Annotated in this window: 8 protein-coding genes and 1 pseudogene; 3 read left to right on the top strand and 6 right to left on the bottom strand. The window is 70.5% G+C overall.

What is annotated here, in order from left to right:
• Both BHU15_RS10500 and BHU15_RS10495 read left to right on the top strand, forming a co-directional pair.
• Positions 1–234, top strand: a pseudogene (locus tag BHU15_RS10500) (SRPBCC family protein); the annotation flags it as partial.
• A gap of 186 nt (positions 235–420) precedes the next feature.
• Complete coding sequence (locus BHU15_RS10495) at positions 421–1,836, top strand: SpoIIE family protein phosphatase (RefSeq protein ID WP_069626946.1); 1,416 nt, start codon at positions 421–423, stop codon at positions 1,834–1,836.
• Positions 1,837–1,909: 73 nt separating this feature from the next.
• Here the strand turns inward: BHU15_RS10495 and BHU15_RS10490 are convergent, their stop codons facing one another.
• The gene (locus BHU15_RS10490; protein ID WP_069626945.1) at positions 1,910–3,400 is read right to left on the bottom strand and encodes a DNA-binding protein NsdB; all 1,491 of its coding nucleotides are present in this window, start codon (positions 3,398–3,400) and stop codon (positions 1,910–1,912) included.
• Between the two features lie 230 nt (positions 3,401–3,630).
• Here BHU15_RS10490 and BHU15_RS10485 point away from each other — a divergent pair, with 230 nt between their 5' ends.
• Positions 3,631–4,752: an aminoglycoside phosphotransferase family protein gene (locus BHU15_RS10485; protein ID WP_079128055.1), complete on the top strand. Its 1,122-nt coding sequence runs from the start codon at positions 3,631–3,633 to the stop codon at positions 4,750–4,752.
• 101 nt (positions 4,753–4,853) lie between these two features.
• Here BHU15_RS10485 and BHU15_RS10480 read toward each other — a convergent pair whose 3' ends face one another.
• Genes BHU15_RS10480 through BHU15_RS10460 form a run of 5 tightly spaced genes read right to left on the bottom strand, consistent with a single transcriptional unit; the run spans position 4,854 to position 12,305 of the window.
• A complete protein-coding gene (locus tag BHU15_RS10480; RefSeq protein ID WP_069626944.1) occupies positions 4,854–7,994 on the bottom strand; it encodes a ThuA domain-containing protein in 3,141 nt (1,046 codons plus the stop codon).
• Positions 7,995–8,045: 51 nt separating this feature from the next.
• Positions 8,046–8,963 (bottom strand): sugar phosphate isomerase/epimerase family protein, encoded by a 918-nt coding sequence (locus BHU15_RS10475; RefSeq protein WP_069626943.1) that lies wholly within the window; start codon positions 8,961–8,963, stop codon positions 8,046–8,048.
• Positions 8,960–10,180, bottom strand: a complete 1,221-nt coding sequence (locus BHU15_RS10470) for an ABC transporter substrate-binding protein (RefSeq protein WP_069626942.1) — start codon at positions 10,178–10,180, stop codon at positions 8,960–8,962. The genes BHU15_RS10475 and BHU15_RS10470 overlap by 4 nt, the downstream gene beginning before the upstream one ends.
• On the bottom strand, positions 10,177–11,304 hold the full coding sequence (locus BHU15_RS10465; protein WP_079128054.1) for an ABC transporter permease: 1,128 nt from the start codon (positions 11,302–11,304) through the stop codon (positions 10,177–10,179). The genes BHU15_RS10470 and BHU15_RS10465 overlap by 4 nt, the downstream gene beginning before the upstream one ends.
• Positions 11,301–12,305 (bottom strand): ABC transporter permease, encoded by a 1,005-nt coding sequence (locus BHU15_RS10460; protein WP_069626950.1) that lies wholly within the window; start codon positions 12,303–12,305, stop codon positions 11,301–11,303. Before BHU15_RS10460 ends, BHU15_RS10465 begins: the two co-directional genes overlap by 4 nt.
• Between the last annotated feature and the right edge of the window lie 14 nt (positions 12,306–12,319).

The raw sequence follows: 12,319 nt of genomic DNA, 5'->3' as shown, positions 1-12,319 counted from the left end.
CGCCTGCGCGGTCCGATCGCGAGCTGGGAGTACCGCCTGGAAGCGGTCGACGGCGGTACGCGCGTGACCGAGACATGGACGGACGACCGGCGCGCCTGGCCCGACGCCGTGGCGGGCGTCTTCGACCGGATCGCGACCGGCGGTCACACCTTCGCCGCGTTCCAGGCCAGGAACATCCACCGGACGCTGAGTAACCTCAAACGGGTGGTCGAGGACGCCCCGGCGGGCGGTTGACGAACCGCGCGGCCCGTCTCCCAGCTCGTCCGTGACGGTAGGTCACTTGCTCAGCCTGTGGCATATGCCGGAAGCACCACCGGATCGAGTGTTGCCGAATGCCTTACGGCCCCTCGCAGCCTGTGCAACAGTCGTAACGGTCCACTCTTCAGACCTGGCAGTGCCACGCCTGTATCGGAGTTCGAGATGCCGTCCCATCTGTTCGCGGACCGTCCCGCGCCGCAGCCACCGGAGCGGGGCGTGGTGGAGTCCCTCATCACGCGCACCCGCAGGCTGCGCGGCGACGTGGACGCCGTGCGCAGGGACGCCGTCGCCGACGAGCACGACACGCGACGGCGCTGGCAGCGCGCGCTGTGCGATCTGGCGGTGCATCAACTGGACGACCTCGGGGCCCACTTGGGTCAGCTCAAGAACGGACTGCCCGGCGACGGGACGGAGTCGGCGACCGCCGCGGCGGCCGACCAGGACGACGAGAGCGGTTCGCTGCTGAACCGGGTCGGCAGCGCCGAGTGGAATCTGCTCACCGACGAGGTCACCTGGTCGCCCGAGCTGTACGAGATCTTCGGCCGGCCGGCCGGCAAGGGCCCGATGACCCTGGACGAACTGCCGTCCGTGATGGTCCCCGAGGACCAGAGCCTGCTCCAGGCGCTGGTCACCGAATGCCTCGTCGACGGCAAGCCCATCGACAGCGAGTTCCGTGTCGTCAGGCCCGACCGGCGCGTCCGCACGCTGCACATGATGGGCGAGCCCGTGCTCGACTCCGACGGCTGCACCGCCTCGATGTGGGCGGTGCTGCGGGACGTCAGCGAATTACGCAGCAGCCGGCGCGCCGTCCTGGAGTCCGGAGACACGCTGCGCCGTCGCGAGCGCAGCGCCAGGACCGAGCAGCGGATGGTGGCCGAGTTGCAGGAGGCCGTGCTGCCGTCGTGGCGCGGGTCCCTGCACTCTCCGCAGTGTCAGCCGGGCATTCTGGATCTGGCCGGCCACTATCTGCCGCCCACCGGTGGCGGACTCGTCGGCGGCGACTGGTTCGACGCGCTGAAACTCCCCGACGGGAACACCCTGTTGACGGTCGGCGATCTCACCGGCCACGGCGTGACGGCCGCCTCCACGATGGCGATGCTCCTCGGCGCGGTGCGTGGCATGGCGGTGGCGGGCGTGCAGCCCGGCGCGTTGATGGGGCATCTCAACCAGCTGCTGGACACGGCCGACCGGCCCGCGCTCGGCAGCGCCGTCTGCTGCCGCTATCGCGCCGAGACCCGCACCCTGGTCTGGGCGCAGGCGGGTCACCCCGCCCCGTTGCTGTTCCGCGACGGGACGGGGCGCGCGCTGACCACGCTGGACGGCGTCCTGCTCGGCGCGACATCGGGTGCCGCGTACGAACAGGCCGAGATCCAGCTGCTGCCCGGTGATCTGCTGGTGCTGCACACGGGCAGGCTGACGGACCGGACCGGGGTGGACCGGCTGCTGGCGCTCGGGCCCCGCCTGACCGGGGCACGTGACGCGCAGGGCTGTGTCAGGGCGATCGTCGAGGAGTTCGGCGAGACCGGACGCGAGGACGACGCCTGTGTACTGGTGGCCAGGATCGGCCCGGCACGGTAGAGACACCCCTGAGAGCCCCTGACGGCTCCTTCTGCGGGGACGTGAGGACGTACCGGATCTGCCTGATCCGCGACTAGATCTCCGAACTCCTCGGCTTCTTGGTGGGGTTGGGCAGGACGGCGTCGATCTCCCGGCGCAGTTCCTGGATCGTGGCGTGCGCCGCGTACTGGCCGGTCAGCCGGTACATCTCCCGCAGCCGGTCCCAGGTGCGGTGCGACGAGGTCTCCCCCATCGACACCAGCGCCAACCGCGCGTAGCGGTCGGCCTGTTCGGGATCGTCCGCGATGAAGCAGGCCGAGGCCAGCGAGAGATAGTCGAAGATCATCGACCGCTGACGGCCGTGCTGCCGCAGCTCGATCGCCCGCTTGGCATGCCGTTGCGCTATGGCCGCCGCCGAGGGCTCGTGGTCGGCGAGCGTACGGTAGGCCAGCGCCTCCATGCCGTGCAGATCCGCCTCGTCGAACATCTGCATCCAACTCGGCGGCGGCACATCGCCCTTGTCCGAGACGAACAGGTCTTCCGCCTCGCCCAGGGTGCGGCGCATGGCCTGGCCGCGCCCCATCGACGCCTGTGCCCAGGCCTCGATCGTGCAGAGCATCGCCCGGGTACGGGGCAGTACCTCGTCCCCTGAACCGGACTTGGCCAGCTTCATCAGATCGAGTGCCTCGTCCGGCCGCCCCAGATGAACCATCTGGCGGGCCGCGCGGGACAGCGCCTCACCCGCGCGAGGACGGTCGCCGCCCTCGCGCGCCGCGTGGGTGGCGATGACGAAGTACTTCTGGGCGGTGGGTTCGAGGCCGACGTCGTGCGACATCCAGCCGGCGAGCACGGCCAGGTTGGCGGCGACGCCCCACAGGCGCCGCTGCAGATGGGGAGGGTGGCGGTAGGCGAGCATGCCGCCCACCTCGTTGAGCTGGCCCACCACCGCCTTGCGCTGGAGGCCGCCGCCCCGGGAGGCGTCCCAGGCCCGGAACACGTCCACGGAGTGCTCCAGCGCGTCGATCTCCTGCGCCCCGATGGGGGCGGCCTCGTAACGGTCGTACGCGGCGGGTTCGGCGTGCATCGGGTCGGCGCTCCGGGGAGCGTCGGCGGTCATCGCTGGGTCGGAGTGCAGCCAGTCGTACATGGAACTGCTGAGTGCAGTGCCTGCGGTGAGCACGGCACCCGCGCCCACCAATCCGCGTCGGTTGAGCATGAGGTCCATTCCCGTGAATTCGGTGAGGACCGCAGCCGTCCGGTCGGGCGCCCAAGGCAGGCCGTCGGGGTTCGATACGTTCCCGGCGTCCCGTCGTCTCCCCGCGCGTCCGTGTCGTACGAACCCGAGGTCCTCGATGGTCACGACACGGCCGAGCCGCTCGGTGAACAGGGACGCCATCACCCTCGGTACCGGATCGCGTGGGATCTCCCCCATGTCGATCCAGCGTCTGACCCGCGAGGTGTCGGTGGCCAGTTGGGGGTGGCCCATGGCCGCCGCCTGTCTGTTCACCAGCCGCGCGAGTTCGCCCTTGGACCAGCCGGCGAGGCCGAACAGGTCCGACAGGCGGGCGTTGGGTTCTCCGGTCACGTCAAGCCCCCAGGTTCTCGGCTGAGTTGACAGTAACCCTCTGTCAGATGCCTGGCGACTATTCGCCAGGCTTCGCCAGGGTGCGCCACATGGTGTGCCACCCGTGGCGGGGTGTGGTGTAGGAAAGCGCCACCCCGCCCCGGCAGTCGGACACATTCCCCAGGGTGCGGAACGACCGCCGGGACGGGTGGCGCGGGAATTCATCGGTACACGAAGGGATCCGTTGGCCCATGTACACAGCGTCGTCGTACACAGCATCGTCCTCCGTGACCGCCCCGCCCCGCCAGCAGCGGCCACCGGCGGCCGGTGGTGGACCGTATCTCGACCCCACCCACGCCGGCCGGGCCAGGCGCTGGCCGGGGCCGACGGGCGGACCGCTCGGCGGCCGGCTCGACCTGTCGGGCCCCCAGGGAGCGCAGTTGAGGGTGGCCGTCGCCGCCGTGCACCGCATCTGTCCCGAGTTCAACCCCGTGCAGGTGCTGCGGCGCAGTGGCCGCTCGGTGCTGCTGGTCGGGACGACCGGACGGACGACCGCGGTGGCGAAGTGTTTACTCGACCAGTCGCCCGCGTGGGCCGAGAGCTTCCGGCACGAGATAGCCACCTACCGCTCGTTCGTGCGCCATCGCCCGCCCGTGCGGGTGCCCCGGCTGATCGCCGCCGATCCCGACAACTGCACGCTGGTCGTCGAGCGGATGCCCGGCCGGGCCGCCGCCCTGTCGCGCCACCCCCTGGAGGCCCCGCCGCGCGCCGACGTACGGACCGTGCTGGGCGCCGTGACGCGGCTCAACACCTGGCGTCCGCCGGGTGACATGTTCGGTGCCGGTCTCGACTACGCGCGGCGGATCACCCGCTATCACGAGCTGGGTCTGTTCACCGACCGGGATCTGGGGGATCTGCAGAAGCTGCTGCGCGGTCTCGGACGGCCGGGCACGCGGCAGTTCTGCCACGGGGACGCGCTGCTCTCCAACATGCTGCTGTCCCCGGCGGGGGCGGTGCTGCTCGACTGGGAGCACGCGGGCTGGTATCTGCCCGGGTACGACCTGGCGACGCTGTGGATGGTGCTCGGCAACGACGCCCTGGCGCGCCAGCAGATCAGCAAGCTCGCGCAGCTCACGGGTACGGCTGACCGGGACGCCTTCCTGGTCAATCTGATGCTGGTGCTGACCTCGGAGATCCGTAAGTACGAGACGCAGGTGCAGCGCACGATGCGCGAGGCGCCGCCCGTCGGCGGGGCGAACCAGCCTCAGCCGGGCGCGCCGAGCGGCGAGGAGCAGCGGCTGCTGCTGCGGCGGCTGCACGAGGACTGCGCCATGGCCCGCCGGGCCGTGCGCGCGGCGGTCGGTACGCGCTGACCGGCGGGTACGGACGTGGAGAAGCGGCGCGTCGCGCGCCCGGTGCCGACACACCGGGCGCGCGACGTGCGTTGTGGCCTGCCTGCGAGGGCCTGACGGTCTTACGGCCCGCTGAACTCGACCGTGTCCACGTCGAACGAGTTGTTCTGTGGTGACGTGAAGACGAGATAGAGCTTGTGCGTGCCGGGGTGGGCCTTGACCGGTACCGGATCGGTCGCCCGGTAGACGTCCCAGTCCCCGGTGTTGGGGATCGGGGTGGTGGCGAGCAGTTCGCCGTCCGGTGCGCCGGCGCGCAGTTCGATCGCGCCGACCCCGTAGGGCGAGGAGACCTGGTAGGTGACCGAGTCGATGCCCTCCACGCTCATCGGTTCGAACGCCACCCAGTCGCCGTTGCTGATGTCGCCGATGCGTTTGCCGTTCGCCGCGCCCGCCTGGTCCACGATGCGGGTGCCCGACTGGCTGTCGTAGTACTCGGCCTGCTTGAGCTTCGGTTGCAGGACGGCACGGCCGTACCCGGTCAGCGCCGGTGCGCCGGAGCCGCCGCCGTCGGTGTACTTGGCGTTGAGTACGTAGGTGAGGTCGGCGCCCTCGGGATGGCCGCCCAGGTCGCCGGTGTTGACGGTGCCCTCGCAGCCGGCGATGTCGTTGGTCGGGTGCTCGTGGTCGTCGTGCCCGAGTGCCGGGTTGATGGTGACCTTGGCGCAGTCGACGGTCCCGTCCTCCGGGTCGGTGACCGTGATCTTGTACGGGATCTGGTCGCCGAACTCGATGAGTTTGCCGTTGACGGGGAAGTCGATGGTCACCTTCGGCGTCGTGTTGCCCGCGGTGATGGGCACGTTGGCGAAGCCGGACTTCCCGCTGGAGTCCGTGACCTTCAACTGGGCGCTGAACTCGCCCCCTTCGGTGTAGGTGTGGGTGGCGTTGGCGTCGGTGGAGTCGTAGGTGCCGTCACCGTCGAAGTCCCACTCGTAGGTCAGCGGGCCGCCGTCCGGGTCGGTGCTGCCCTCGCTGGAGAAGTCCACCTTCAGCGGGAGCGGCCCGTCGGTGACGGAGGCCGCGGCCTTGGCGACGGGGCTGCGCTGCCCTTGCGCGTAGTCGATGCGGTAGAGGCCCGAGTCGTTGTTGCCGCCGCCGAACTCGCTGCCCCACTCCAGGACGTACAGCGAGCCGTCGGGCCCGAAGGTCATATCCATGGGGCTCTTGAAGGCCACCGAGTCCATGAAGTCGTTGACCTTGAGGAGCTTCTCGTCCTTGTCGAAGCGGACTTCCTTGATGTAGTTGCGTGACCATTCGTAGAGGAAGCTCGCGCCGTCGAAGTACTCGGGGAACTTCGTCTCGGAGGGGTTGTCCGCGTCGTAGCGGTAGACGGGTCCGCCCATCGGCGCCGAGCCGCCCGCGCCCATCTCCGGGAACTTCTCGGACTCGCCGTAGCCGTACCAGAGTTCGGGCTGCTGGATCGGCGGCAGCTTCGTCAGTCCGGTGTTGTTGGGTGAGGGGTTGGTGGGCTTGGCGCAGTCGAACTTCGCGCCGACGACCCCGGTGTCCGGGTTGTACGGCGCGTACGCCTGGTTGTCGCCGTGGCAGAAGGGCCAGCCGAAGTTCGCGGGCTTCTTCACGACGTTGTACTCGACCAGGCCCTCGGGGCCCCGGTCGGTGGTGGGCAGTCCGCGGTCGGGGCCGTAGTCGGCGAGGTGGACGTAGCCGGTCTCCTGGTCGACGGTGAAGCGGAAGGGGTTGCGGAAGCCCATGGCGTAGATCTCGGGGCGGGTCTTGGCGGTGCCCTTGGCGAACAGGTTGCCCTTGGGGATGGTGTAGCCGCCGCTCGCCTTGGGCTTGATGCGCAGGAGCTTGCCGCGCAGGTCGTTGGTGTTGCCGGCGGTGCGCGCGGCGTCGAGCATCTCCTTGCCCGGCCGCCAGTCGATGGGCGCGTAGCCCTGCCAGTCGGGGTCGAGGTTGGGCGGTACGTCGTCGCCGACGCCGAGGTACAGGGTGCCGTCGGGGCCGAACTCGACGGCGCCGCCGGTGTGTCCGGGCTCGGTGAAGGTGCGGGAGCGGTAGGCGGGGACGTCGAGGAGTTTCTTCTCGCTCTTCAGGTCGAGGGTGTTGCCCTTGAGCGTGAAGCGGGAGAGCCGGTTGACGTCCTTGGTCTCGGCGGCGGGCGCGTAGTAGAGGTAGACCCAGTTGTTCTTGGCGAAGTCGGGGTCGAGTTCCATGCCGACGAGTCCGTCCTCGCCGCCGGTGTAGACGTCGAGCTTGCCCGCGGTGACGGTGGAGTGCGACGCGGGGTCGAAGATCTTCAGTTCGCCGCTGCGCTGGGCGTAGATGGCCCGGCCGTCGTCGGCGACGTCGAGTTCCATCGGGTCGGCGGTGTTGTCGTCGAGGGTGACCTTCTCGTAGGCGCCCCAGTCGGTGCCGCCGCAGTCGCCGGGCTTCTGGCCGGCCGCCCACTGGAGTCCGCCGACGACATGGTCGCGGAAGTACTCCTCGTCGTAGGCGGGGGTGTCGTGGCCCATGGCGGTGGCCCAGACCTTGCCGCCGCCGGTGTTGCGGCACCAGGAGATGGGGTGGTCGGCGCCCATGGCGTCGGGGCCCGGGTTGTACGTCGTCTCGTCGGCGGTGACCAGGACGTGGACGTCACCGCGCGGGTTCTCGTCGAAGTTGTACCACTCCTCGGGGCGCTCCCAGCGTTCGGGCAGTCCCTTGGTGGAGGGGTGGACCTGGTCGGCGACCTTGGCCGTGCCCTGGAGCACGCCGGGTGAGTGGGTGGGCATGTGGGCGCCGCCGTTGATGGTCTCGTCCCACCACGGGAAGGCCTCCTCGACGCCCATGTCGAGGGTGTTGTGGATGGCGACGATGCCCTTGCCGCTCTCCACGTACGTCTTCATGGCCTGGCGCTGGGCCTCGGTGTCCCAGACCATGCCGGAGTTCTGGAGCATGACGATCGCGTCGTACTGGGCGAGGTTGTCGTCGCTGAAGACGGTGGGATCGTCGCTCTGGACGATCTCGAAGCCGTTCTCGGCGGCCTCCTCCTCGAACATCTTGATGCCGTTCGGGATGGATCCGTGGACGTAGCCGACGGCGCGGGTGAAAAGGAGTGCCTTGAAGGCGGGTTCTTCCTTCTCGGCGGCTCCGGCGCCGGTGGGCAGGGCGGTCAGGGCGAGCAGCAGGGCGCCGACGGCGGCCACGAGCGCTCTTCGGACCGCTCTCCCACGACGCTTTCGGTCATGTTCATGCCATTCCATGTGCCGGTCCTCTCTGGGGGGATGGGATCGGGCGGGTGGTTCCGGCTCTTGTCAGTCGGTCCGGGGGTGTCCGGAGATCCGCGGTGGCTGTCGGACGGTGGCGAGGGCCCGGCGCAGGAACGCCAGCCCCTCGGTGGCCAGGGCGTCCTGACTCGGTGCCAGGGGGCGCCAGACGGAGGCGGCGACCGCGATCGCGTCGTTGTGCGCGGTGAAGGACTCGATGCACAGGGGCCCCCGGTAGTCGCTGTCCGCGAGCGCGGTCAGGAAGCCGGGCCAGTCGAGGTGGTCGGCGCCGGGTGCGCCCCGGTCGTTGGCGCACACCTGGACATGGACGATACGGTCACCGGCCTCGCGTACGGCGCCGGGCAGGCCGCGTTCCTCGATGTTCTGGTGGTAGACGTCGAGCGCGATGCCGATGCCCGCCGGGTCCAGGCCGTCCATCGCTTCGAGACACTGGGCGACGGTGTTGAGCAGACTCGTCTCGTACCGGTTCAGCGGCTCGACGGCGATCGTGACCCCGGCCTCCCTCGCGTGGTTGACGACGGGCGCGACGTGCTCACGCCACTGGGCCCACGCCGCCGCCCGCCCGGTGTCCGTCATGCGCCAGGAACGTCCGACGGCCGTGTAGACCGGACCGGCCACGACGGGCGCGCCGATCGCGTGCGCCGCGTCGACGCAGCGCCGCAGATAGTCCTGGGTGGCGCGCACGGTCGCCGGGTCGGTGTCCACGAGGTCGCGGCCCGGCGGCATGACGGCGACGACGGCGGCCGGGGCGAGGCCGGTGGCCCCCAGCAGCTTCGACACGGCGGCCGGCTCCCAGTCGTCGGCCGCCTCCAGCGGAAGCTCGACGCAGTCGAAGCCCCAGGCGGCCAGGCGCGGCAGCGTCAGGTCCAGGGCCGCGCCGTCGACCGGGGAGTGCCAGATCCACGGGTTGGCCCCGAGCGCGAACCGCCCTTGTGGTGTGCTCACTTGCCGCCCCAGTCCTTCGGGAAGCCGGGCATCGACTCGCAGCCGCACATCGCGTAGTGCAGCGGCGGCATACCGGGCTTGAGATAGTCGCCCAGGTTCTCCTGGGTGATGGTGGGCTGCGGAAGCTTCCACTCCTTGGGCACGTCCTCGCCCTTGAGGATGTCCAGCGCGGCGATCACGGGCGTACGCCACTGGAAGGTCGGGTACGCGGGGGCGATGGCCGTCAGGTCCTTGTCCTGCCACGCCTGGAGGAAGTCCTGCTGGTCCTCGCCGGTGATGGGCGGTACGTCCTTGCCGGCGTCCTCGAAGGCCTCGACGGCGGCGACGGCCGTGGCGCCCGAGTCCATCCAGACGCCGTCGATGTCACCGTGCCGGGTGAGCGCGTCGGTGACGATCGACTTGGCCTTGGCCGGGTCGCCGTCCGTGAACTTCACGTCCACGACGTCGAGTTCGCTCTTGTCGAAGGCGACCTTCGCGGCCGACCACCGGGTCTCCAGCACGTCCACGCCGGGCGAGATGCGCAGCGCGAGGATCTTGCCCTTGGGCTTGACCTTCTCGACCAGGAAGTCCGCGGCGACCGCGCCGTACGCGTAGCCGCCTATCGGGTTGACGAAGGTGACGGCGCAGTCGGTCTCGACACCCCGGTCGAAGACGATGACGGGCACCTTGCCGCACGCCTGCTTCACGGCGGGGGTGAGCGTGGCCGTCGTGTTCGGCGACACGATCAGCGCGTCGCAGCCGCGGGCGGACAGCTCCTGGATGTCGGAGATCTGCTTGTCGTCCTTGCCCTGGGCGTCCAGGACGGTGAACTTGGTGATCTCCTTGTGGAGTTTCACCTCGGCCCGCATGTTCTTCAGCCCCACCTGGCGCCAGGGATTGAAGACGCCCGCGTTGGAGAAGCACAGCTCGATGTCGCCCGGGTCGGCCGTCTTGTACTGGGAGGTGTCGGTCATCTCCGGGTTGAGCATCTGCTCCCACGGCTTGTCGGCCGGTCCTTCGGGAGTCTGGTCCGCGAGAGCCAACTGGCGGTCGTACTCGGCCTGTTCGAAGAAGGTGGACTGCTTGCCGGTGCCCGCGTCCGCCGTGCTGCCGCCGCCCGACGCGGCCGGCGGGGACTCGGGGGGCGCGTCACTCGTGCAGGCGGCGACGAGTACGGCGCCGAGCAGCGCGGCGCTCGCGGCGAGCGCGCGGCGGCGGACGGTACGGATGGCGTTCATGAGGGTGTTCCTCCCGAAGGGTGCGTACCGGTGGGGGGCGTGGGTCTCGGCGGCGTCGGACCCGGTGGTGCGGCGCCCGTTGGCGTACTGCCCGGTGGTCCGCTGCCGGACGGCGTACGGCGGCCTCGCAGCCGGGACCAGTCGGCGGCTCCGAGGCCGACGGCAGCGATGACGATCACGCCTTGGACGGTGGACTCCAGCGCGCCGGAGACTCCTTGGAGGTTGAGCAGCGTGAAGAGCGCCTGGAGCGAGAAGGCGCCGGCCATGGCGGCGACCACCGAGCCCCGTCCGCCGCCGAGCACCACCCCGCCGAGGACGACGGCGGTGATGGCCTCGAACTCGTAGCCCCGGCCCGCCTGCGCGGAGACCCCGGAGAAGCCCCCGACCAGGACGGCGGCCAGCGCGGCGGCGGCGCCGGAGAGGATGAAGGCGACGGTCCGCACCCGGATCACCCGCACGCCGGACAGCGCGGCGGCCCGGTCGCTGTCACCGGTGGCGAGGAGCGTCCGTCCGAAGTCGGAGCGCGTCACCAGCACGGCGACGGTCCCGGCGACCAGACAGGCGACGACCGCCCAGGGCAGCCAGCCGAAGGCGGTGCCCCGGCCCAGCTGCCGGAAGGCGCTGGGCAGTACGCCCTGCGGCGAGCCGCCGGTCCAGAAGAAGACAGCGCCTTCGAGGATGAGCATCATGCCGAGGGTGGTGATGAACGACGGCACCCGCAGGACGGTGGTGATCAGCCCGCTGACCAGTCCGGCCAGTGCGCCTCCGACGAGCAGGACGGCGGTGACGACCAGCCAGTGGGCGTCGGGGAAGGAGCCGTACAGCTCGGCCGCGACGACGACGCCGGCGGTGACGATGGCGCCTACGGAGAGGTCGAACTCGCCGCAGACGATGACCAGATACTGTCCGGCGGCCAGGATCACCAGGGGCGCCGCGCGCTTGACGAAGGAGAGGAAGCTGTCGGGTTCGTAGAAGCCGGGGTCGGTGACCAGGAGGGCGAGCAGCAGCACGACGAGCAGGACGTAGACGGGGATGCCGGTGCCGAGCGCGCGGACGACACGCTTGCCCGGCGTGGCCGCGGGCACGTTCTTCGCCGGGGTTCCGGTGTCGGTCGGGGCGCTCATGCGGTCCGCCCTTCCGGCAGGGCCTTCGGTGGCTTCGGGGTCCGTCGGGGCCGGGCGTAGAGGGCGACGGCGGCGATGATGACGACGCCGCGTACGACATTCTTGAAGAACGGGTCCACGGAGAGCTGGTTGAACACGCTGTCCAGTACGGCGAGGACGAACACGCCGCCGAGGGTGCCCGCCACTCCCCCGCGCCCGCCCGCGAGCGCCGTGCCGCCGAGGACGACGGCGGCGATCGACTCCAGGTCGTAGCGCGCCTCGGTGCCGGCCCACGGCGCGCCCGCGGCGAGGCGTGCGGCGAGGAAGAGCGCGGCGGCGCCGACGCACAGCGAGCACAGGACGTGCGCGAGGACGACGGTGCGCCCGGTGCGTACGCCGGAGAGCCGGGCGGCGTGTTCGTCGCCGCCGGTGGCGTACATGTGGTGGCCGAGGCGGGTGCGGCGGGTGATGAGCCACATCAGGGCGGCCACGGCGATGAGCAGGAACACGGAGACGGGAATGGGGCCGATACGGTCGTAGCCGAGGCGCTGGAAGGAGACGGGCACCTCCCCGGCGGGTCCGGTGTAGTTGTCCTCGATCCAGCCCCGCAGGATGAACGCCATGCCGAGGGTGGCGATGAACGCGTTGACCTTCAGCCCGGTGACGATCAGTCCGTTGACGAGTCCGACGGCGACGGACAGCGCGAGGACGGCGAGCACGGCGGTGACGACACCGCCGCTCGCCATGGTCTCGGCGGCGACGAGTGTGCCGAGGCTGATGAGGTAGGCGACGGAGAGGTCGAGGGAGCCGGTGAGGATGACGGCGGACTGGCCGACGGCGACCAGGCCGAGCGCGACGCAGTTCTGGAGGATCGCGACGGCGTTGCTGGTGGTGAGGAAGTTGCCGCCCTGGGCCGCGACGACGATCCAGCCGAGGATGGTCACGGCGAGTGCGGCGAGCCAGACGCCGACGACGGGGTCGACGGAGCGGCGGACAGTGCTCAGGCCCTTGCCGCCGGACAACGATGTCCGCTTCC

This window comes from Streptomyces niveus, from assembly GCF_001723055.1.
In the GTDB taxonomy this organism is placed as follows: Bacteria; Actinomycetota; Actinomycetes; order Streptomycetales; family Streptomycetaceae; genus Streptomyces; species Streptomyces niveus.
This window is presented reverse-complemented; position numbering and strand designations above follow the sequence as displayed.